The organism is Actinomadura formosensis, from assembly GCF_050948385.1.
Lineage (GTDB): Bacteria > Actinomycetota > Actinomycetes > Streptosporangiales > Streptosporangiaceae > Spirillospora > Spirillospora formosensis.
Genome location: NZ_CP192011.1, coordinates 2,987,282 through 3,007,909, shown reverse-complemented (window position 1 = coordinate 3,007,909; position 20,628 = coordinate 2,987,282). Strand labels below are relative to the sequence as shown.

Annotated in this window: 20 protein-coding genes; 11 read left to right on the top strand and 9 right to left on the bottom strand. The window is 72.4% G+C overall.

The annotated features are described in order from the left end of the window. The first annotated feature begins 129 nt into the window (after positions 1-129). Complete coding sequence (locus ACQP1N_RS14200) at positions 130-1,635, top strand: DHA2 family efflux MFS transporter permease subunit (protein WP_067796031.1); 1,506 nt, start codon at positions 130-132, stop codon at positions 1,633-1,635. A gap of 109 nt (positions 1,636-1,744) precedes the next feature. Here ACQP1N_RS14200 and ACQP1N_RS14195 read toward each other — a convergent pair whose 3' ends face one another. Continuing rightward, positions 1,745-3,280, bottom strand: coding sequence for an AMP-binding protein (locus ACQP1N_RS14195; protein WP_433231751.1), 1,536 nt, complete (start codon positions 3,278-3,280; stop codon positions 1,745-1,747). Positions 3,281-3,336: 56 nt separating this feature from the next. Then, complete coding sequence (locus ACQP1N_RS14190) at positions 3,337-3,567, bottom strand: DUF397 domain-containing protein (protein WP_067796025.1); 231 nt, start codon at positions 3,565-3,567, stop codon at positions 3,337-3,339. A 192-nt stretch (positions 3,568-3,759) separates the two neighbouring features. Here ACQP1N_RS14190 and ACQP1N_RS14185 point away from each other — a divergent pair, with 192 nt between their 5' ends. Next, positions 3,760-4,437, top strand: a complete 678-nt coding sequence (locus ACQP1N_RS14185) for an ATP-binding protein (RefSeq protein WP_067796024.1) — start codon at positions 3,760-3,762, stop codon at positions 4,435-4,437. Here the strand turns inward: ACQP1N_RS14185 and ACQP1N_RS14180 are convergent. Then, on the bottom strand, positions 4,370-5,803 hold the full coding sequence (locus ACQP1N_RS14180; RefSeq protein WP_084262766.1) for an alpha,alpha-trehalose-phosphate synthase (UDP-forming): 1,434 nt from the start codon (positions 5,801-5,803) through the stop codon (positions 4,370-4,372). The genes ACQP1N_RS14185 and ACQP1N_RS14180 overlap by 68 nt on opposite strands. A 396-nt stretch (positions 5,804-6,199) precedes the next feature. On the opposite strand from ACQP1N_RS14180, the gene ACQP1N_RS14175 reads away from it, so the two are divergent. From ACQP1N_RS14175 to ACQP1N_RS14160, 4 genes are read left to right on the top strand one after another with little or no spacing between them, the layout of a single operon-like run. After that, complete coding sequence (locus tag ACQP1N_RS14175) at positions 6,200-7,336, top strand: FAD-binding protein (protein ID WP_067796017.1); 1,137 nt, start codon at positions 6,200-6,202, stop codon at positions 7,334-7,336. Between the two features lie 56 nt (positions 7,337-7,392). Next, positions 7,393-8,088 (top strand): FadR/GntR family transcriptional regulator, encoded by a 696-nt coding sequence (locus ACQP1N_RS14170; RefSeq protein WP_433231745.1) that lies wholly within the window; start codon positions 7,393-7,395, stop codon positions 8,086-8,088. After that, positions 8,085-9,461 (top strand): hypothetical protein, encoded by a 1,377-nt coding sequence (locus ACQP1N_RS14165; protein ID WP_433231742.1) that lies wholly within the window; start codon positions 8,085-8,087, stop codon positions 9,459-9,461. Before ACQP1N_RS14170 ends, ACQP1N_RS14165 begins: the two co-directional genes overlap by 4 nt. A gap of 5 nt (positions 9,462-9,466) precedes the next feature. Then, a complete protein-coding gene (locus ACQP1N_RS14160) occupies positions 9,467-11,263 on the top strand; it encodes a GMC family oxidoreductase (protein ID WP_067796135.1) in 1,797 nt (598 codons plus the stop codon). A 40-nt stretch (positions 11,264-11,303) separates the two neighbouring features. Here ACQP1N_RS14160 and fdhA read toward each other — a convergent pair whose 3' ends face one another. Continuing rightward, the gene (gene fdhA, locus ACQP1N_RS14155) at positions 11,304-12,518 is read right to left on the bottom strand and encodes a formaldehyde dehydrogenase, glutathione-independent (protein WP_242608881.1); all 1,215 of its coding nucleotides are present in this window, start codon (positions 12,516-12,518) and stop codon (positions 11,304-11,306) included. A gap of 426 nt (positions 12,519-12,944) precedes the next feature. Between fdhA and ACQP1N_RS14150 the strand changes: the two genes are divergently transcribed. Continuing rightward, complete coding sequence (locus tag ACQP1N_RS14150) at positions 12,945-13,442, top strand: hypothetical protein (RefSeq protein ID WP_067796011.1); 498 nt, start codon at positions 12,945-12,947, stop codon at positions 13,440-13,442. A gap of 158 nt (positions 13,443-13,600) precedes the next feature. Continuing rightward, positions 13,601-13,789 carry a DUF5999 family protein gene (locus ACQP1N_RS14145; protein WP_067796131.1) on the top strand — a complete coding sequence of 63 codons (189 nt, stop codon included), beginning with the start codon at positions 13,601-13,603 and terminating at the stop codon, positions 13,787-13,789. A gap of 15 nt (positions 13,790-13,804) precedes the next feature. On the opposite strand, the gene ACQP1N_RS14140 is transcribed toward ACQP1N_RS14145, so the two are convergent. After that, positions 13,805-14,449: a YdcF family protein gene (locus ACQP1N_RS14140; RefSeq protein ID WP_433231740.1), complete on the bottom strand. Its 645-nt coding sequence runs from the start codon at positions 14,447-14,449 to the stop codon at positions 13,805-13,807. Positions 14,450-14,573: 124 nt separating this feature from the next. Here ACQP1N_RS14140 and ACQP1N_RS14135 point away from each other — a divergent pair, with 124 nt between their 5' ends. Beyond that, positions 14,574-14,855, top strand: coding sequence for a hypothetical protein (locus tag ACQP1N_RS14135; RefSeq protein WP_067796005.1), 282 nt, complete (start codon positions 14,574-14,576; stop codon positions 14,853-14,855). A 57-nt stretch (positions 14,856-14,912) separates the two neighbouring features. Here ACQP1N_RS14135 and ACQP1N_RS14130 read toward each other — a convergent pair whose 3' ends face one another. From ACQP1N_RS14130 to ACQP1N_RS14120, 3 genes are all read right to left on the bottom strand, one after another. Next, positions 14,913-15,383 carry an SRPBCC family protein gene (locus ACQP1N_RS14130; protein ID WP_433231737.1) on the bottom strand — a complete coding sequence of 157 codons (471 nt, stop codon included), beginning with the start codon at positions 15,381-15,383 and terminating at the stop codon, positions 14,913-14,915. A gap of 96 nt (positions 15,384-15,479) precedes the next feature. Then, a complete protein-coding gene (locus ACQP1N_RS14125) occupies positions 15,480-16,277 on the bottom strand; it encodes an SAM-dependent methyltransferase (protein ID WP_433231734.1) in 798 nt (265 codons plus the stop codon). Between the two features lie 41 nt (positions 16,278-16,318). Beyond that, positions 16,319-16,939, bottom strand: a complete 621-nt coding sequence (locus tag ACQP1N_RS14120) for a PepSY domain-containing protein (protein ID WP_067795997.1) — start codon at positions 16,937-16,939, stop codon at positions 16,319-16,321. A 118-nt stretch (positions 16,940-17,057) separates the two neighbouring features. Here ACQP1N_RS14120 and ACQP1N_RS14115 point away from each other — a divergent pair, with 118 nt between their 5' ends. Then, positions 17,058-17,738 (top strand): response regulator transcription factor, encoded by a 681-nt coding sequence (locus ACQP1N_RS14115; protein WP_433231731.1) that lies wholly within the window; start codon positions 17,058-17,060, stop codon positions 17,736-17,738. A gap of 1 nt (position 17,739) precedes the next feature. Beyond that, complete coding sequence (locus tag ACQP1N_RS14110; protein ID WP_433231728.1) at positions 17,740-19,158, top strand: sensor histidine kinase; 1,419 nt, start codon at positions 17,740-17,742, stop codon at positions 19,156-19,158. Here ACQP1N_RS14110 and ACQP1N_RS14105 read toward each other — a convergent pair. Further along, complete coding sequence (locus ACQP1N_RS14105; RefSeq protein ID WP_433231726.1) at positions 19,151-20,317, bottom strand: acyl-CoA dehydrogenase family protein; 1,167 nt, start codon at positions 20,315-20,317, stop codon at positions 19,151-19,153. The genes ACQP1N_RS14110 and ACQP1N_RS14105 overlap by 8 nt on opposite strands. Between the last annotated feature and the right edge of the window lie 311 nt (positions 20,318-20,628).

The window sequence follows — 20,628 nt, the reverse complement described above, 5'->3', positions numbered from 1 at the left end:
CGCTGCAGTATTTTGCGACGTACTCCCTGAAGACCTGACCTGACCACGGTCCTGCACGCCTGCATGCGGGCCCTGACGATTGGAAAAGAGTTGACCGCTCCCGCATCTGCGCAGACGGCGGACGGTTCGTTGAAGGAACCCGAGGCAGGCGGCGGTCTCGACCGCGGTGTGCTCGCGGTGGCCATGGTCGTCGTCCTCGGCGCGATCATGTCCATCCTGGACGTGACCGTCGTGAACGTCGCCATCAACGACCTCGCGAAGGAGTTCAAGACCTCGCTGGCGACGATCCAGTGGGTCGCCACCGGCTACACCCTGGCGCTGGCCACGGTGATCCCGATCACCGGCTGGGCCTCGGCGAGGTTCGGCACCAAGCGCCTGTACATGATCTCGATCGGGCTGTTCGTGATCGGCTCGATGCTGGCGGGGGTCGCCTGGTCGGCCGAGTCGCTGATCGCGTTCCGGGTGCTCCAGGGCCTCGGCGGCGGCATGATCATGCCGGCCGGCATGACGATCCTGACCCAGGCGGCGGGGCCGCAGCGGGTCGGCCAGGTGATGAGCATCGTCGGCGTGCCGATGCTGCTCGGCCCGATCCTCGGCCCGATCATCGGCGGTTATCTCGTCGACGACGTGTCGTGGCGCTGGATCTTCTTCATCAACCTGCCGATCGGCATCGTGGCGCTGCTGATGGCGGCGCGGATCCTCAAGCGGGACGAGCCGAAGCCGGCGGAACGGCTCGACTTGATCGGGTTGATCCTGCTCTCCCCCGGCCTGGCCTCGCTGATCTACGGCATAGCCAAGGGCGCCGAGCTCAAGGACTTCCTGAAGACCGAGGCGCTGGTCTTCTGGGCGGCCGGCGCCGTGCTGGTGCTCGGGTTCGTGGTCCGGGCGCTGAAGGCGAAGAACCCGCTGATCGACCTGCGGCTGCTCAAGCGCCGCTCGGTCGCGGCCGCGTCCGGGACGATGGTGCTGTTCATGATCGCGTTCATGGGCGCGATGCTGCTGCTGCCGCTGTACTACCAGACGGTGCGCGGCGAGGGCGCGCTGCAGTCCGGCCTGCTGCTGGCCCCGCAGGGGCTCGGCGCGATGGTCACGATGCCGATCGGCGGCAAGCTGACCGACCGGATCGGGCCCGGACGGGTCGTGCTGGTCGGCATGGTCATCGTGGTGCTGTCGGTGTCCGGGTTCGCCGCGGTCCTGGAGGCGGACACGTCCTACTGGGCGCTCGGCGGGGCGCTGTTCGTGATGGGTCTCGGCATGGGCATGACGATGATGCCGACCATGGCGGCCGCGATCCAGACGCTCGTCCACGACGAGGTGCCGCGCGCGAGCACGATGCTGAACATCATCCAGCAGGTGTCGGCGTCCATCGGCACCGCGATGATCTCGGTCCTGCTGGCGAACCGGCTCACGGCCGAGCTCAGCGGGCTGGGCGGCGGCGCCGGTGGCGGCATCGGCAGCGCGGAGAAGATCCCGCCGGAGATCATGAAGGTGATCGCCGGGCCGATGGCGAACGCGTTCCAGCACACCTACTGGTACTCGGCCGGGCTGCTGCTCCTGGCGTTCCTGCCGGCGCTGCTGCTGCCGCGCAAGAAGCCGGAGACCACGGCGGCCGACGCGCCGATGCCGATGCACTGAAGTCTCTCCGCGAAGAGGTAAGGGCTCACTGAGGACGCTTCTGGTGCGTTCCAGACCCCGGCCGGGTTCCGAAGGTCCCCGGGCCGGGGTTTTCCCTTTCAGGGGGCTCTCAGGCCGTCGCAAGGCGCTCGCCGGCCCGGTACTCGTCCTTCAGGAGCCGCTTGTAGAGCTTCCCGGTGGGATGCCGGGGCAGTTCGGGACGGAAGTCGACCGTCCGCGGGCACTTGTAGTGCGCGAGGCGGTCGCGGCAGTACGCGATCAGCTCGGCCGCAAGCTCGGGGCCCGCGTCGTCCATGGACAGCGGCTGGACGACGGCCTTCACCGCCTCGCCCATCTCGGCGTCCGGGACGCCGAACACCGCCACGTCGGCGACCTTCGGGTGCACCGCGAGGACGTTCTCGGCCTCCTGCGGGTAGATGTTCACCCCGCCGCTGATGATCATGTAGGCGCGGCGGTCGGTGAGGTGCAGGAAGCCGTCCTCGTCCACGTATCCGACGTCGCCGAGGGTCGTCCAGCCGCGCCCCCGCGGGTCGCGGGACGCGGCGGTCCCGGCCTCGTCGGCGTGGTATTCGAACGTGGGGCCGTTGCCGAAATAGAGCGTTCCAGGCTCCCCGGGCGGCAGCTCCCGGCCGTCCTCGTCGCAGACGTGGACCTCACCCAGGATGGGACGTCCGACGGTGCCCTTGTGGGCGAGCCAGTCCTCGGTGTTGGTGTAGACGAAGCAGTTGCCCTCGGTGCCGGCGTAGTACTCGTGCAGGATCGGCCCCCACCAGCCGATCATCTGTTCCTTGACCGGGACCGGGCAGGGCGCGGCGGCGTGCACGGCGCAGGTCAGCGACGACATGTCGTAGCGGGCGCGGGTCTCCTCCGGGAGCTTGAGCATCCGGATGAACATGGTCGGCACCCACTGGCTGTGGGTGGCGCGGTACTTCTCGATGGCCGCGAGGGCCTGCTCGGGGTCGAACTTCTCCATCACCACGACGGTGGCGCCGAGCCGGTGGAAGACGAGCGAGTACCGCAGCGGGGCCGCGTGATAGAGCGGCGCCGGGCACAGATAGACCGAGTCGGCGTCGGCCGAGAACAGGTGCGAGATCAGCATGTAGAGCGGCCCGGCCTCGCCCATGGACGCCTTGGACAGAGGCGGTTTCACTCCCTTGGGGCGGCCGGTGGTGCCGGACGAGTAGAGCATGTCCATGCCTTCGCACTCGTCCTCGATCGGGGTGGAGGGGTACCGGCCGACGCGCTCCTCGTAGGACTCGTAGCCGGGGGCCGTGCCGCCGAGCATGAGGCGCAGCGGCACGTCCGGCGCGGACCGCGCGGCCGTCTCCATCGACGCACCGGTGATGAAGACCTTGGCCTCGCAGTTCTCCACGATGTAGGCGAGCTCCCCGGGCTGGAGCCGCGAGCTGATGGCGGTGTAGTAGAGCCCCGACCGCTGGGCGGCCCAGGCGATGGCCAGGTAGAGCGGATGGTTCTCCAGCATGAACGCGATGTGGTCCCCCGGGCGCAGCCCCTCCGCGCGGAGCAGCTGCGCGAGCCGGTTGGACTCCTCGTTCAGTTCCCGGAAGGTGATGCTCCGTCCGGAGCCCGCCATGATCACGGCGGGCTTGTCGGGCGTCTGAGCCGCGATCTGCCCCAGGTGCATGGCCGCACGCTACCCGCCCGGACCGCGGAATGGAATGCCGTTCGGTTTGTGGTTCGTCAGAGGAGCATGTGGTCGAAGTCGCCGTCCTTGGCTCCCCCTACGAACGCCTCCACCTCCTCGCGCGTGTAGACGAGGATCGCCCCTTCGGGGTCCCGGGAGTTGCGCACGGCGATCTCCCCGGTGGGGAGCTCGGCCATCTCGACGCAGTTCCCGGACGGGTTGCTCCGCCGGCTCTTCTGCCAGACGAGTCCGCTGCGCCGGACGTCCGACATGTGGTGGCCGTCCATGTTTGCCCCCTTAGGCGTCTCAGCCTCCGCACGGGAGGCCACGATCTCGCCCCACCCCACACAATGGTACGAGATGCACGTGCATTCGTTCTTGCATTCGTTCATGCAGACGGTCTTGCATCTGCACGACTTGGGGAGCAAGATAGCGAACACTCGCCGGTGACCACCCCGCACGCCTCTGAGGTTTGACAAATGACCGTTGACCAGGCAGACGAAGTCGCAGCTCCCGCCGCCATGGGGGGCCGCCGGCCGCGGCACGCCGCCTCCGCGCACGCGCCCTGGCAGGATTCGGCGCCGGCCCCGGCCGGCCCGAACGGCCCCGCGAACCCGCTCGCGCTGGTCCCGGTCGCCGTGCCGGGCCTGGCCGGGCTCTGGCCCGCACCGCACACCGGCACCCCGCGCACGGCGCGGCGCGTGCTGCCCGCGGAGATCACCGCGCCCCGGTCGGCGCGCGAGTTCACGCAGGCCACACTGGACGAGTGGGGGTTCACCGGCGACGCCGGGGACGTGGTCGTCGCGGTGTCGGAACTGGTGACGAACGCGCTGCGGCACGGCCTGGAGGGGCTCCCCCAGCCGCTGCCGCTGTGCCCGATCCAGCTCGTGCTGGTCGGTCACCCGCGGCGGCTCGTCGTCTCGGTCACCGACCCGTCGAGGCGCACGCCCGAGCCCCTCCCGAGCGACCCGGACCGGTTCGCCGAGAGCGGCCGCGGCCTCGTCGTCGTCGGCGCGGTCAGCGACGCATGGGGCTGGGCACGGCTCGCCACCGGCGGGAAGGCCGTCTGGGCGGCCTTCGACCTCCGGGTCAGCCCTCCGGCGCCGCCGCAGCAGGCTCGGCCGGAACCGGATGCTCCGGACGCTCCAACTCGCTGAGGAACGACTGGGCCCAGCGGTCCACGTCGTGCTCGATCACGCGGCGGCGCATCGAGCGCATCCGCCGCGCCTGCTCGGCGGGCCCGGCGTTCAGCGCGGCCAGCAGCGTGCCCTTGAGCCCGTCGATGTCGTAGGGGTTGACCTGGAACGCGCCTCGCTTCAGCTCGGCGGCGGCGCCCGTGAACTCGCTCAGCACCAGCGCCCCGCGCAGGTCCCTGCGGCAGGCGACGTACTCCTTGGCGACCAGGTTCATGCCGTCCCGCAGCGGGGTCACCACCATCACGTCCGCCGCCAGGTAGAGCGCGGTCAGCTCGGCACGGTCATACGAATTGTGCAAATAGTGGATGACCGGAAACCCGATCTCGCTGTGTTCCCCGTTGATCCGCCCGACCAGCTGCTCAATCTCCTCCCGGAGGAGCTGGTACTGCTCCACGCGCTCCCGGCTCGGCGTGGCGATCTGCACGAACACGGCCTGGCCCGGCTTGATGTGGCCCTCCTGGACCAGCTCCCCGAACGCCTGGAGCCGCTGCGTGATCCCCTTGGTGTAGTCGAGCCGGTCGACGCCGAGCAGGACGGTGGCCTCCCCCAGGTCGGCGCGGATCTCCCGCGCCCGCTCCTGGACGTCCGCGCGTCCGACCAGCTCGTTCAGCTCGCTCACGTCCACGGAGATGGGGAACGCGCGGGCCCGCACGACGCGGTCGTCCCAGAAGACGTCCTGCTTGACGTGGCGGGCGTCCAGGAGCCGCCGGCAGAGCCGCACGAAGTTCGCCGCGGCGCCCGGCAACTGGAAGCCGACCAGGTCGGCGCCCAGCAGGCCCTCCAGGATCTGCCGCCGCCACGGCAGCTGCCAGAACAGCTCCAGCGGCGGGAACGGGATGTGCAGGAAGAAGCCGATGCGCAGGTCGGGACGTAGCTCGCGCAGCATCCGCGGGACGAGCTGGAGCTGGTAGTCCTGCACCCAGACGATCGCGCCCTCGGCCGCGACCTCGGCCGCCGCCTCCGCGAACCGCCGGTTGACCTGGACGTAGGCGTCCCACATCGAGCGGTCGTAGACGGGCGTGGCGACGACGTCGTGGTAGAGCGGCCACAGCGTCGCGTTCGAGAAGCCCTCGTAGTAGAGCTCGACCTCCCGCGCGGACTGCACGACGGGGTGGAGCGACATGCCGTCCTCTTCGAACGGCTCGAGCTCCTCGTCCGGCGCACCGGCCCAGCCGATCCAGGTGCCCTGACGCCGCCGCATGACCGGGGCGATCGCGCTCACCAGACCCCCGGGACTGCGCCGCCAGCGGGGAGCGCCGTCCCCGTCCACGGTCCGGTCGACCGGAAGTCGATTGGCCACCACCACGAACTCGCTACCGCGCGACACCTGCGACCCGCCTCTCCAGGAACCCTTCAGCGATCACTCATGCCCAAAAACGGTCATCAGGAACATCTTGTCACTTCGACGCTAAGAGGCGGCGGCCGGAAAAGGTCGCTGTCAGGCGAGCGGGAGCACCCTCTCCCCGGATGAGAGCAGGCCAAATTCCTTTCCGGTCCGGGTTACCACTGTTGATTCGGCGGTCAGTCGGCGCGGCAGAGGGCGGAAAAGTTGTCCATATCACACTGCCGGGCAGGACCCTGCCCGGAGTTCCATCGCCCGTGAGACGCTCGGCGGCGTACCGCCGCCGGAGGAGAGCAATCCACCCGGGGGGCGCGCCCGGCCGCACGGCCGGCTCCGCGCACGCCGGCCGCGGCGCCGCCGCCACCTGCGAGGAGCATGAGCATGCGCGACTTCGGGGGAATCGTCGAGCTGCGCCCCGCGCGGGTCGTGCGGCCGGGGTCGGCGCGGGAGGTCGCGGCGGCCGTCCGCGAGGCCGCCGCGCGCGGGCTGGAGGTGGTCCCGCGCGGCCTCGGGCACTCCGCCCACGGCCAGTCGCTGACCACGGGCATCTCACTCGATCTGCGCGGGCTCGCGGGCGTCGGCGAGGTCGGCGCGCGGCACGCGGCCGTCGGCGCCGGGACGAGCTGGCGCGAGGTCCTCGCCGCGACGCTGCCGCTCGGGCTGACACCGCCCGTCCTGACCGACCACCTGGACGTGACGGTCGGCGGGACGATCTCCGCGGGCGGCATCGGCGGGACCTCGCACCTTTACGGGACGCAGGCCGAGAACGTCCTCGCCCTCGACGTCGTCGCGGACGGTGAGCCCGTGGCCTGCTCCCCCGGCGTCCGCCCCGAGCTCTTCGACGCCGTCCGCGCCGGGCTCGGCCGGCACGGCGTCATCACCGGGGCGACACTGCGGCTCGTCCCCGCGCCGCGGCGGGTGCTGAGCTGCACGATCCCCTGCCGGGACGCCGCGGACCTGCTCCGCGTCCAGCGCGAGGTCCGGGCCGAGCACATCTCCGGCCAGGTCAAGCCGTCGGAGGACGGCTGGCGCTTCGAGGCCAAGGCCGTCCTCTACCGTGCCGGGGCGGCCCCGCCGGCCGGCACCGCGCGGACCGAGGACCTCGCCTACCCCGAGTTCACCGACCGGCTGCGTCCCGACGTGGAGGAGCTGATCGCGCTCGGCGAGTGGGCGCGCCCGCACCCGTGGGGCATGGTCTTCCTGCCCGCGTCCCGGGCCGCCGCGGTGATCGAGGCGACGCTCGCCGAGATGACGCCGGCCGACCTGGGTCTCGGCGTCATCCTGATCAAGGCGCTGCGGGTCGGCCACGTCCCGATGCTGGCGGTGCCGGACGACCCGGTCCTGTTCGGCGTCCTGCGCACCGCCTCACCGGGCTGCGCACCGGTCGCGGAGATGCTCGCCGCCAACCGGCGCCTGCTCGACCGGGCGCTGGGCATCGGCGGAAGCCGCTACCCCGTCGACGCCGTCCCCGCGACCGGACAGGGCCCCCGAGGCTGGGCGCCAAAGCCCCGGTCTTGACGCCGGAGCGATGCACGTGGTCCAGTGGCTGAGCCACTGGACCACTGGAGGTTTCTGTGCCGTCCTCGCCGATCCCCCGCGACACCGTCGTGGACTCGCTCGTCGGCCGGCTGCGCGACGACGTGCTGAGCGGCCGCTACCCGCCCGGTTCGTACCTGCCGCCCGAGCGGGAGCTGGCGGCCGGCTACGCGGTCACCCGCACGTCGCTGAAGCACGCGATCGTCCGGCTCGCGCAGGCGGGGCTGCTGGAGACGCGGCACGGGGTGGGCACGCGGGTGCGCGACTACGAGCGGCTCGGCGGGCCGGAGCTGCTGCCCATGCTGGTCAGCACGGTCGGGCCGGCCTGGAAGGCGGAGATCTTCCAGGTGCGGCGCGAGGTCGGCGCGCTGGTGGCGGCCAAGGCGGCCGCGAACGCGACGGACGCGCAGCGGGCGCGGCTGCGGGAACTGGCCGGCGAGGTCCGGGACGCCCAGGACGCGGACACGGCGCAGCTCGCCGAATGCGAGATCCACCGGGTGATCGCGGCGGCCACCGGCAACCGGGTGTACGGGTTCATGGTCAACGCCCTGCTGAACGCGTACCTGACCGTCCGGGACGGGTTCACGCACGCGTTCGCCGACCCCGCGGCGGCGGCGGACCGGCTCACACCGCTGATCGGCGCGCTGTGCGGCGGCGACGCGGAGCGGGCCCGCGCGGCCGCCGCCGCGTACTTCACCGAGACCGAGGCGATCATGCTGGAGGGGACGCGATGAGCGGCCGCCGTACGACGTTCAGCGAGGTCATGGCGGGAACTCTGCGGCTCGCCGGGGAGGAGCGCCCGCGGCCGATGCGGCTGGAGCTGGACGTCGACCTCCCCGGGGTGCTCTGCCCCTGGGGCGACACGGAGGGAGCCCTCACCGGACGTGTCGTCGTGCCGGGCTGGGCGGACGACGAGGCGGCCTCGGGACGGCTGCGCGTCGCGCCGCTCGCCGCCCGCCGCATCCGGTACACGATGGATTTCACCGCCGCGGACGGGCGCCGCCTCCATCTGGACGGCTGGAAAACGGTCGCACCGCGCCGGCCCGTCCGGTCGATGACGTCCCTTCCCGTCACCGTGACCGACGAGGACGGGACGGTGCTCGGCGAGGCGCGGCTGCGGTTCGACCTGCGCCGCGACCTCGCCGCGTTCCTGGCGAGCTTCCGCCTCCCCGCGCGGCCGGACGATCCGATGCGATCGCGCTGGCGGGGCCGGCCCGGCCGGCTGGAGGTCTGGTACACGACGCTGACCGACCCCGCGACCGGCACCGGCGTCTGGCTCCACCACGAGCTGGTCGCGCCGGACACCGGCGAGGCGCGGGCGCACGGCTGGGCCGCCGTCTTCCCGCCCGGCGGATCACCGGTGTTCGCCCGGTTCGGCCCGCACGGGTGGAGCCGTCCCGAGGACGCCGTGTTCACCGCCGGTCCCGTCGTACAGACCGCCGGCAGGCTCACCGGCACCGCCGGGACGATCGGCTGGGACCTGCGCGAATCGGGCGGTGGGCGCCCCCTCCACACCTTCCCGCGCTGGGCCTGGGAGCGGGAGCTGCTGCCGGCCGCGCAGATCGTCCCGAAGCCGACCGCGGTCTACGACGGCGTGGTGCGCTTCGGCGACCGGACACTGACCCTGCGGGGCGCGCCCGGCGGGTCCGCCCACATCTACGGGCACGGCAACGCGCGGCGGTGGGCATGGCTGCACGCCGATCTCGGCGGCGGCGACGTGTGCGAGATCGTGGCGGCCGTCTCGACGCGGCCGGGCCTGGACCGGCTGCCCCCGCTCCCGCTGGTCCGGCTGCGGGTGGACGGGACGGACCTGCCGTCCGGCGATCCGCTACTCGCGGCGCTCCGGCTGCGCGCCGGCATCGGCCTGCCGACGTGGACCGTCCAGGGACGCCTCGGCGACCGGTGGCTGCGCGTCGAGGTGACGCAGCGGCCCGAGGAGACCGTCGCGGTCGACTACGCCGACCCGGACGGCGCGCCCGCCGTCTGCCACAACTCCGAACGCGCGGACGTGCGGATCTTCCTGGCGCGCAGGGCCGGCCGCTCCTGGGAGACCGAGCGCGAGTGGCACCTGGCCGGCACCGGCCATGCGGAGGTGGGGCTGCGGTGAGCGCCATGTCCGGGACGATCTCGCTGCTGCTCGGCATCGAGGACGCGGGCGAGCTGGCCCGGGTCACCGCCGGCGCCGAGGCCATCGCGCGGACGCTGCCCGGACCCGCGCGGCTCGGGCTGGCCGCCGGCACCGGCACGCTGGACGCGCTGTCGCGGCTCACCACCGGGCGCCCGCTCGAACGGCTGGACGCGCGGGGCCGGGACGCGCTCTGCGCGCGGCTGGCCTCGCACGCGGCCACGTCCCGGATCGTCGAGACGGTGAAGATCCCGCTGCTGCTCGCCGCCGGGACCGAGCTGCTGCCGGGACCGCCGGAACCGGACGCGCCGGCACGGCCCGACGCCGCGCTGGACTGCACGCCGTCCCGCGAATGGCCGGCCTGCTCGACCGCCGACACCGTGGTGATCGGATCCGGCGCCGGCGGCGCGATGGCGGCCAGGACGCTCGCCCGGCGCGGCATGTCGGTGATCGTCCTTGAGGAGGGGCGGCGGTTCACGGCCGCGGAGTTCCGGGAACGCCCGCCGCTCGACCGGTTCCTCGACCTGTACCGGGACGGCGGCGCCACGGTGGCGCTGGGCCGTCCGCCGCTGCTGCTGCCCGAGGGCCGCGCGGTCGGCGGGTCGACCGTCGTCAACAGCGGGACCTGCTACCGGACGCCGGACCGCGTCCTGCGCCGGTGGGCGTCCCTCGGCGTCCCGGTCGAGGATTTCGGTGCCCACCTGGACGAGGTCGAGGCCACGCTGCGGGTCGCGCGGCAGCCCGTCGAGCCGCTCGGACGCAACGGGCTGCTCGCGCTCGCGGGGGCCGAGCGGCTCGGCTGGCAGGCCGCCCCGCTGCGCCGCAACGCGCCGGGCTGCAGGGGCAGCTCCCAATGCGCCGTGGGGTGCCCCCACAACGCCAAGTACGGCGTTCACCTGAACGCTCTCCCGCAGGCGTGTGAAGCGGGCGCGCGCATTGTGACCCATGCGCGGGCCGAGCGGATCCTCGTCGAACGCGGGATCGCCACCGGCGTGCGCGCGCGCCGCCCGGACGGCTCGTGCTTCGAGATCATCACACCCCGCGTCGTCATCGCGGCCGGCGCCACGCAGACGCCGCTGCTGCTGCGGCGCTCGGGGCTCGGCGGGCATCCGGAGCTGGGACGGGGCATGGCCGTCCACCCCGCGACGAACGTGGCGGGACGCTTCGCCGAGCCGGTCGAGTCGTGGTCGGGGGTGATGCAGAGCGTCGGCATCGAGGAACTGCACGGCGACGGCATCCTCATCGAGGCGACGGCGACCCCGCCCGGCATGACCTCGTTCCCGCTGCCCGGGATCGGCCGGCGGCTGCGCGGCGAGCTGGACGGCGCCCGCCGCCTCGCGGTGCTCGGCGCGATGATCGCGGACGCCCCGTCCGGCCGCGTGCACGGCTCGCGGCACCGCGCGCTGCTCCGCTACGACCTGACCCGGGAGGGCGCGGGCCGGCTGCGCCGCGCGATGGTCGCGATGGGCCGCATCCTGTTCGCCGCCGGAGCCGAGGAGGTGCTCACCGGACTGGCCCGCAGCCCCGTCGTCCGGGACGAGGACGAGCTGACGCGCGCGGCCGCGGCGGCGTCGCGCGCCGACCTGCACCTGGCCGGGTTCCATCCGACGGGCACGGCGAAACTCGGCGCCGGCGACACCGCCCCGGTCGACCCGTCCGGGCGGCTGCGGGGCGTGCGCGGCGTGCACGTCGCGGACGCGTCCGTCCTGCCGACGTGCCCGGAGGTGAACCCGCAGCTCACCATCATGGCGATGGCGCTGCGGATCGCCGGCGGCATCGCCTGACGGGCTCGCGGCACCGTGTCCGCGAGCCCGCCGGCGCAGATCAGGCGGCGGCCCCCAGCACGCCGTGCGGGTCGAGGATGTACTTGCGCGCCGCGCCCCGGTCGAACTCGGCGTACCCCTCGGGCGCCTGGTCGAGCGGGATGACCGACGCGTTGACGTTCCGCGCGATCTGCACCCGGTCGTGCAGGATCGCCATCATCAACTGCCGGTTGTACGACATCACCGGGCACTGCCCCGTGATGAAGTACTGCGACTTGGCCCAGCCGAGCCCGATCCGGATCCCGAGCTGGCCCACCCTCGCGTTCTCGTCCTCCGCCCCCGGGTCGCCGGTCACGTACAGGCCGGGGATGCCGACCCCGCCGGCCGCCCGGGTGACCTCCATCAGCGTGTTGAGAACGGCCGCGGGCCGCTCCCCCGCCGAGCCCTCGGGCCCGTGGCCGCGCGCCTCGAACCCGACGCAGTCGACGGCCGCGTCCACCTCCGGGACGCCGAGGATCCGCTCGATCTGCTCCGGCACGTTCTCGTGCCGGGACAGGTCGATCGTCTCGCAGCCGAATCCGCGCGCCTGCTCCAGCCGCTCCGCGTTCATGTCGCCGACGATCACGACGGCGGCGCCGAGCAGCAGGCAGGAGGTCGCGCTGGCGAGGCCGACCGGTCCCGCGCCCGCCACGTACACGGTCGAACCGGTCGTCACGCCCGCCGAGTAGGCGCCGTGGTAGCCGGTCGGGAAGATGTCCGACAGCATCGCCAGGTCGGGCAGCTTCGCCATGACCGTGTCGCGGTCGGCGGGGAACTTGAGCAGGTTGAAGTCCGCGTACGGGACGACCGCGTACTGGGCCTGGCCGCCGTGCCAGCCGCCCATGTCGACGTACCCGTACGCGGCGCCCGGCCGGGCCCGGTTGACGTTCTCGCACACGCCGGTATGGCGTTCCTTGCAGTTGCGGCAGCGGCCGCACGCGATGTTGAACGGGACGCTGACGAGATCGCCCTGCTTGATGAACTCGACGTCCCTGCCCGTCTCGATCACCTCGCCGGTGATCTCGTGGCCGAGCGTGAGCCCGGCGGGTGCGGTCGTCCGGCCGCGCACCATGTGCTGGTCGGAGCCGCAGATGTTGGTGGCCAGGACCTTGAGGATGGCGCCGTGCTGGAGCTGGCGTCCGTCCTGCTCGGCCAGCTCCAGACGGGGGAAGTCCAGGTCCTCGACCGTGACCCTGCCCGGCGCCTGGTAGACGACGCCTCGGTTGGTGTCAGCCACGACCTCTCCCTCCGCGTTGAGGACAAGTGCGTGACCCATACCCGGTTTAAGGCTGTTAGTCCGATTTTTTGACACTCGCCCCAGGAGCCCGGACAGGGGGCCGCTGGAGCACCCCCGGCACACCCGGATGGTGGCCGTGCTGAGCCGCGAGGACTGACTCGGCCGTCCGGATTCAGCGGAGAGTGAAATCACGCCTTCCAGACGCGGGCCGCCCCGGACGGGTCGAAGGCCCGGTTCCCGCAGGCTGCACGGTCCGGGACGGGAGGTACCACCCGGTTCCGGACACCGGGCGCCCGTCATGATCCAGTAAAGGATCTTTTTGATCGACTTTTCCGTTGTCAGACCTTTCTTGTAGCGTTCGCAGCGTTTTGTGAACCGCATTCATGATCGGACTTTCCCGCCGCAAGATCATCTGAGGACGCCGCGATGCCCCTGGCGACAGGTCTGGCCGCGGCCGCGCTCCTGGGCCTGCTGACGCTCCTGGCCACCGCGCGGCGCGGCAGGCGCCGACAACGTTCGGAGAACGAGCACCCCGAGTCCCTGACGGCCGTCCTGGAACCGGGGGACGAGGAGTACCTCGCGTGGCTGGCCGATCACCACTGGCCCCGCGACGAGTACCTCGACCTGGAGCACGAGTGGCTGGAGGAGCTGGCCTTCGGCGAACCGGCCGGGCACTACCAGTCGCCGCTGTGCCCGCGGTGCAACCTGCGGCGCGAGGACGTCTGGCCGTGCCCCGCCTGCGGCCGGCTGCTGCACTCGTCCTGCGGCCACGGGATGCGGCGCCGCACGGTCGACCGCCCGTACCGCACGCACGCCACCAACTCCGAGGCCGTCATCGCCGAGTGGATCTGCACGGGCTGCACGGCCGTCGTCGGCCTGGACGTGGACCACGGCGACGAACCCGACGGGGGGCTATTGCGGTGAAACGCCCCGATTGCCCGGTATCGCCATGCTTCACACGCGCCGCACGGTAAAGAATCCGCCATCGACTTGCATATTTCGGACGCACGACGGCAGGCTGCATTATGTCCTTAATCACAGGGACACCGTGGAGGAACCCCGTGACCGATCAGCACGCCACCATCTGCAGGCACGAGCCGTCCTGTCCGGCACCGGACCGCCTCGACCGTGAGGCCGCGCGCATCGTCGCCAACCACCCCGAGCAGGGCTGGAGCCTGCTCTGCAACGGCATCGTCCTCTTCGAGGACACCGGCGAACTACTTCCCGACGGCCGCGTGATCGCTCCGCACCGCCCCGTCACGACCGCCTAGCGCGAACGCACGTGGTCACCGGATCACGTGCCTGTCATATCCGAGCCGGACGAGTTCCTCGTACGCCGCCCAGGCCGCCGCCGGAACGGGCACCGGCACCTGGAAGCCCCGTTCCGCGTAGACGACCATGCGCTGCAGGTCCCCCACCATCAGCTCGATGAACTGGCGCTCGTCCGCGTCGAACGCGTCGAACCCCAGGTCGGGGGCGGAGGCGGACCACCGGGCCTCCGGCCACTGGCGCCGCGCCGTCGCGAGCGCCCGGCGCGTCATGTAGGGCTTGGCGACGAGAATCCCGCTCCGCACGGCGATCCCCCGCTCCCGCACCAGCCGCCGGGACGCGGTGATGTTCTCCCCCGTGTTGGTCGCCGTCTCCTCCAGCAGCAGGGCCTCGGCCGGAACGCCGTGCTCGCGCACGACCCGCCCGAAGACCTCCGCCTCGGTCTCGGCCCACCCTTCGGTGATCTTGCCGCGCCCGCCGGAGACGATCACCAGCGGCGCCCATTCCCCATGCCAAAGCCTCGCCGCGTGCACCGCCACCCGCGTGTCGTGGCACCCGAGCGCGAGGATCACGTCAGCCTGGGAGAGCGGACCGGACACGACGAGGTGATCCCAGATGATCCTCGCCAGTTCGCGCGCGTGCGCGTCCACGTGAGACTCCACCGGGTCATTCTCTCCGGCGGCCGCATGTCGGGCTCCCATCCACGGGATCACCCCGATAACGTTCAACTGTTTTGCTACTTACGCAAGAATCATGTGGAACTCGACCACGAAAGGACGGTGTGGTGTGATCCCAGTCCTGGTCCTCATGTCGCTGGGCGCCCTGTTCGGCCTCTGCCTGGCCGGGCTGCTCCGCCCCATGCCGTCAGGGCCCGCTCCCGACCCGCCGCCCGCCGACACCCCGTCCGGGCACGTACACCCCGAGTCCATGACCGCCGAACTCGGTCCCGGCGAGGAGGAGTATCTCGCCGGGCTCGCCAGCGAACTGTGGCCCGAGGACGAATACCTGGAACTCGAACGCACCATCGACGGCGAGGAGGAGTCCGGCGGCAGCGGCATGCTCCTTTGACTCCCCGCCGGCCGCCCCCTGCCGCTCATGACCCGCCGCTCGTACCCGGGCGGCGGGTCAGGTGGCGGGGAGGGGTTCGCCGGTCTCCAGGAGGGTCTTCAGGCCGGACAGGACGCGCGGCCAGCCGTGCCGTGACATGCCGAGCAGCGTCTCGCCGGCCGTGTGGACGACCGTCAGCCCGACCGTCTCCCCGGCGGGTTCGATCTCGAAGGTCACCGTGGAGCGGGGTTCGGCCATCAGCTTGAGGCGCGTCTCCTCGTCCACGCCGACGCTCTTCGCCCACTCGGGCGTGAACGTGTGCCACGTGTAGGAGAGGCGGCGGCCCGGTTCGGCCTCCAGGACGACCTGCTCCGGGTCGGCCATCGCCGGGCCGTCCTCGTGCCAGGTGATCGTGGAGCCGGGCTTCCAGTCCGTCTCGAAGGAGACGCCCCAGTAGCGGCGGGTGAAGGCGGGATCGGTGAGGGCCTCCCAGAGGCGTTCCGGGGTGGTCTTGATGTAGGTCGTGTAGACGAACTCGCCTGCGGTCATCGGGACTTTCTCCAATGCGGTCTTCAGGTCGGCGAGCGCGCGCCGGTTCCTTCAGGACCGCACGGTGCCCGCCGTCCGGCAGCCGACGGGGACGGCCTAGGGTTTGCGGCCCACACCGCCGTAGGCGTCGACCGCCTCGGGCTCGCCGGGCGTGTCCGGGCGCCAGTGCGTCACCGGGACGATCCCGGGCTCCAGCACCTCCAGCCCCTCGAAGAATCCCGCGATCTGCTCGGGCGTCCGCAGCGCGAGCTGCGCGTTGCCCGAGGCGTTCCAGAGCTCGACGATCCGGTCGGACGCCTCACCGTGCACGACGTTCGTCCCGTCGTACATGGCGAAGTAGCTGCCGGACGGCACCGCGTCCATGAGCCGCCGCACGATCCCGTACGCCTGCTCGTCGTCCGGGACGAACTCCAGGATGCCCATCAGCGTGTACGCGATCGGCTTGCCGAAGTCGAGCGTCTCGGCGGCGGCCTCCAGGATGAGGTCGGGCTCGCGCAGGTCGGCCTGGGTGTAGGCCGTGCGCCCCTCGGGGGTGCTGGTGAGCAGTGCCCTCGCGTGCTCCAGCACCAGGGGATCGTTGTCGACGTAGACGATCCTCGACTCGGGCGCGGCCCGCTGGGCGACCTCGTGGGTGTTGTCGACCGTGGGCAGGCCCGTCCCGATGTCGATGAACTGGCGGATGCCCGCCTCGGCGGCCAGATACCACACGACCCGGTTGAGGAACCGCCGGGAGGCGCGCGCCAGCCGTGCCACGTCCGGCAGCATCCCCAGGATCTGGTCACCGACCTCACGGTCCACTGGATAGTTGTCCTTGCCGCCCAGCCAGTAGTTCCAGATGCGCGCCACGTGCGGGACGCTCGTGTCAATACCGGGACCGGGCCTCTGCTCGCTCATCCGCACCTCCTCGGCGCGTTCCTTCCCCGCCGCGGGCGCGGTCAGTCCTCGCCGTGCCCGCCGCCGAGGACCTTCCCGGTCGCGGCGTCCACGGCGACCTCGTGCTCGGCACCGTTCCGTCCGATCACCTCGACCTCCCAGACGGCGCCGCGGTGCCCGCGCCGGAACTCGGCGGACACGGCGTGGCCCGGGACGGCCTTCAGCGCCGCCCCGGCCGCGGCCGGCGCCGTGACCTCCGCCTTCCGCAGCGCGGCGGAGTCGGCCTTCCCCTCCTCGTCCCGGTCGTCGGCACGGTTCGCCAGGACCTTGCCGGTGCCGGAGTCGACAGTCACGTCGCGCCGGGCACCGTTGCCGGCGAGGACGCCGACCTCCCAGACGGTCTTGCCGTGCTCCCCGTCGAGTTCGACCTCCTCGACCTTGCCGGAGACGGCCTTCAGCGCCGCGTCCACCGCCTGCGCGAGCGAGACCGCCGGCTCGGGCGAGCCGTCGGCGGGGTGGTCATCGTGCCGGTCGTCGTCGGACGGCACCGCGCCGCGGCCCCGGTCGTCGCCGTGGCCGGCGGCGACGGCCGCCGTCGCTCCCCCGCCCGCGAGGACGCCGGCGGCGACCACCGTCACCACCAGCCCGCGTCCCGTGAACATGCGCCGTACGTCGATCCCCATCGAAACTCCCGCCTTCCGGTGTCGTCTCCGTTGCGGAACCGACGATGCAGGGCGTTCCTGTAGCGCGGCTGAAGCAACCTGAAGCCGTCTTCAGGTGGCGTTTGGCACCCTGGGGGGCATGCGCCTGCTGATCGTGGAGGACGAGAAGCGCCTGGCCACCTCCCTCGCGCGGGGGCTGGCGGCCGAGGGCTTCGTGGTCGATGCCGTCCATGACGGGGCGGAGGGCCTGCGGCGGGCGCTCGGCGGGGAGTACGACCTGATCATCCTCGACATCATGCTGCCCGGGATGAACGGCTACCGGGTGTGCGCGGCGCTGCGGGCGGCGGGCGAGGAGACCCCGATCCTGATGCTGACCGCCAAGGACGGCGAGTACGACGAGGCCGAGGGCCTGGACACGGGCGCGGACGACTACCTCACCAAGCCGTTCTCCTACGTGGTGCTGGTGGCGCGCGTCCGCGCGCTGCTGCGCCGCCGGACGCGGGGCGCCGCGCCCGCGATCGTGCTCGGCGACCTCACCGTGGACCCGGGGGCGCGGCGGGTGCTGCGGGGCGACGCGGAGGTGGAGCTGACCGCCAAGGAGTTCGCCGTGCTGGAGCACCTGGCGGCGAACGCGGGGCAGGTCGTGTCGAAGGCGCAGATCATGGAGGCGGTCTGGGACTTCGCCTACGAGGGCGACCCCAACATCGTCGAGGTGTACGTGAGCGCGCTGCGCCGCAAGCTGGACGTCCCGTTCGGACGCCGGTCGATCACGACGGTGCGCGGCGCCGGATACCGGCTGGCCCGGGACGGGGGCGCCTGACATGGCCCGCCGCCCGGCGTCCGTCCGGGCCCGGACGACACTCGGCGCGACTGCGGTGGTGGCCGGCGCGCTGGTCGCCGCCGGGCTCGCGGTGGTCCTGCTGCTGCGCGCGAACCTGGCCGGGCAGGCGGACCTGCGGGCCGAGGTGGCGGCGCGGGACGTCGCCTCGCAGCTCGCGGCCGGCGCCTCCTTCGGGGGCCTCGACCTGCCGGACGCCGAGGACCGGCCCGTGCAGGTCGTCGGCGAGGACGGACGGGTGCGGGCAGCGAGCAAGGACCTGGAGGCGATCCACGGCACCGGCTCCCCCGCCGTGCGGCCCGGCGGCTCGGGGCGCGGGCACGACGACGATGAGGGCCGGGACGACGACCCGCGGCGCGGCAAGGTGTCGGGCGACGACCCGGCGTTCACCACCGGCAGCGCGACCGTGGACGGCCGGACCGCCGACTACCGGTTCGCGGCGGTCGAGGTGACGACCCCGCGGGGCGAGACCGTCACCGTGTACGCGGGCGCCGGCCTCGCCGCCACCCGGGACGCGGTCGCCGCGGTCACCCGCGCGATGCTCGCCGGCCTGCCGCTGCTGCTCGCCGTGGTCGCGGGCGTGACATGGCTGGTCACGCGGCGGGCGCTCCGCCCGGTGGAGGCCGTCCGGGCGGAGCTGGCGGAGATCACCGCATCCGGTGATCTCGGCCGGCGGGTGCCCGTCCCGGACGCGCGGGACGAGATCGCCTGCCTCGCCGCCACGACCAACGAGACCCTCGCCGCGCTGGAGGACTCGGTGGCGCGGCAGCGCGGCTTCGTCGCGGACGCCTCGCACGAGCTGCGCAGCCCGATCGCGTCGCTGCGCACGCAACTGGAGGTCGCGGCGGCGCATCCGGAACTGCTGGACGTGGACGGTCTCGTCGAGGACGTGGTGCGGCTCCAGCATCTCGCCGCCGATCTGCTGCTCCTCGCCCGTATCGACGCCGGTGACCGGCCACCGGCGCGTCCCGTCGCGCTCGGGCGGCTCGTCCGGGAGGAGCTGGAGCGCCGCGCGGCGGGCGACCGGATCGCCGTGCGGGCGTCGATCGAGGCGGACCCGCGGGTCATGGGCGTCCCGGGCCGGCTCGCCCGGGTGGCCGGCAACCTGCTCGACAACGCCCAGCGGCACGCCGGCGAGACCGTCCGGCTGTCGCTGCGCGAAGAGGCGGGCACGGCGGTGCTGGGGGTCGCCGACGACGGGCCGGGCGTACCGGCCGCCGACCGCGAGCGGATCTTCGAGCGGTTCGTGCGGCTGGACGACGCCCGCAGCCGGGACGAGGGCGGCGCCGGGCTCGGCCTGGCCATCGCCCGCGATCTGGTGCGGGCGCACGGCGGGAGCCTCACGGCCCGTGAGGCTCCCGGTGGCGGCGCGCTCTTCGAGGCGCGGTTGCCGGTTATTTGAGGAGCTGGCGGGCGATGACCATGCGCTGGATCTGGTTGGTGCCCTCGTAGATCTGGGTGATCTTGGCGTCGCGCATCATCCGCTCCACCGGGAACTCCCGCGTATACCCATAACCCCCCAGAAGCTGAACCGCGTCGGTGGTGACGTCCATCGCCACATCCGAGGCCAGCGCCTTGCACGCCGACGACACCAACGTCAGATCCGCGACCCTCTCCCCCCGCATCGCCCGCTCGGACTTGACCGCGGCGTGATAGGTCAACTGCCGCGCCCCCTCCAACCGCATCGCCATGTCGGCCAGCATGAACTGCACCCCCTGAAAATCGGCGACCGGCCTACCGAACTGCCGGCGCTGCCTCACATACCCCAGCGCGAAGTCCAGCGCCCCCTGCGCGATCCCCAGCGCCTGCGCGGCGATCGTGATGCGCGTATGGTCCAGCGTGGCCAGCGCGGTCTTGAACCCGCCGCCCTCGGCGCCGATGATCCGATCGGCCGGGATCCGGGTGTCATCGAAGATCACCTGCCGGGTCGGAGACCCCTTGATGCCCAGCTTGCGCTCCTTGGCCCCAAACGACACCCCCGGATCCGACATCTCCACCACGAACGCCGAGATCCCCCGCGCCCCCGCCGCCGGATCGGTCACCGCCATCACCGTGTAGTACTGCGACACCCCCGCATTGGTGATCCACATCTTGGCGCCGTTGAGCACCCAGGCATCCCCGTCACGCACCGCACGGGTCTTCATCCCCGCCGCGTCCGACCCCGCATCGGCCTCCGACAACGCATAGGAGAACATCGCCTCCCCCCGCGCCACCGGCGGCAGGTACCTGTCCTTGAGCTCCGCCGACCCGGCCAGCAGCACCGGCACCGTGCCCAGCTTGTTCACCGCCGGGATCAGCGAGGACGACCCGCACACCCGGGCCACCTCCTCGATCACGATCACCGTGGCCAGCGCGTCCGCCCCCGCACCCCCGTACGATTCGGGCACGTGCACCGCATGCAGGTCATTGGCGACCAGGCTCTCCAGCGCCTCCTGCGGGAACCGGGACTCCTCATCCACCTCCGCCGCGAAAGGAGCGATCTTGGCCTCGGCCAGCTCACGCACCGTACGCCGCAGCAGCTCATGCTCCTCAGACGGCGCATACGCGGGATAGTCGCTCATCATTCCTCCAGGGCGGCGTGGACCGATACTTTGAAGACCAATATTTGGACGACAAAATAATTCACGACACCGGAGCAGGTCAAGACGGGTCCACGGCAGCGGAGCGGCTCGGCGGGCGCGGGGCGGGCGCGGGGCGGGGCGGGGCGGGGCGGGCTCGGCATGGCTCCGGCATCCCCCGCCGGTACGGGACGGCGTCCGCCGCGTGCCCGGACGGCGGAGCCCGCCCGCATCGCACCCGAGTGCCCGCCGGCGGCGGTGGCGTCCGCCCGCCCGGGCACCGGAGGACCAGCCGGGGGTCGTTACTCCCGCCG

Excerpts from the sequence above, each read along its gene's own strand:
- ACQP1N_RS14195 (WP_433231751.1), bottom strand. The coding sequence starts at position 3,280 with ATGCACCTGGGGCAGATCGCGGCTCAGACGCCCGACAAGCCCGCCGTG.
- ACQP1N_RS14190 (WP_067796025.1), bottom strand. The coding sequence starts at position 3,567 with ATGGACGGCCACCACATGTCGGACGTCCGGCGCAGCGGACTCGTCTGG.
- ACQP1N_RS14185 (WP_067796024.1), top strand. The coding sequence starts at position 3,760 with ATGACCGTTGACCAGGCAGACGAAGTCGCAGCTCCCGCCGCCATGGGG.
- ACQP1N_RS14175 (WP_067796017.1), top strand. The coding sequence starts at position 6,200 with ATGCGCGACTTCGGGGGAATCGTCGAGCTGCGCCCCGCGCGGGTCGTG.
- ACQP1N_RS14165 (WP_433231742.1), top strand. The coding sequence starts at position 8,085 with ATGAGCGGCCGCCGTACGACGTTCAGCGAGGTCATGGCGGGAACTCTG.
- ACQP1N_RS14160 (WP_067796135.1), top strand. The coding sequence starts at position 9,467 with ATGTCCGGGACGATCTCGCTGCTGCTCGGCATCGAGGACGCGGGCGAG.
- ACQP1N_RS14150 (WP_067796011.1), top strand. The coding sequence starts at position 12,945 with ATGCCCCTGGCGACAGGTCTGGCCGCGGCCGCGCTCCTGGGCCTGCTG.
- ACQP1N_RS14130 (WP_433231737.1), bottom strand. The coding sequence starts at position 15,383 with ATGACCGCAGGCGAGTTCGTCTACACGACCTACATCAAGACCACCCCG.
- ACQP1N_RS14125 (WP_433231734.1), bottom strand. The coding sequence starts at position 16,277 with ATGAGCGAGCAGAGGCCCGGTCCCGGTATTGACACGAGCGTCCCGCAC.
- ACQP1N_RS14120 (WP_067795997.1), bottom strand. The coding sequence starts at position 16,939 with ATGGGGATCGACGTACGGCGCATGTTCACGGGACGCGGGCTGGTGGTG.
- ACQP1N_RS14115 (WP_433231731.1), top strand. The coding sequence starts at position 17,058 with ATGCGCCTGCTGATCGTGGAGGACGAGAAGCGCCTGGCCACCTCCCTC.
- ACQP1N_RS14110 (WP_433231728.1), top strand. The coding sequence starts at position 17,740 with ATGGCCCGCCGCCCGGCGTCCGTCCGGGCCCGGACGACACTCGGCGCG.
- ACQP1N_RS14105 (WP_433231726.1), bottom strand. The coding sequence starts at position 20,317 with ATGAGCGACTATCCCGCGTATGCGCCGTCTGAGGAGCATGAGCTGCTG.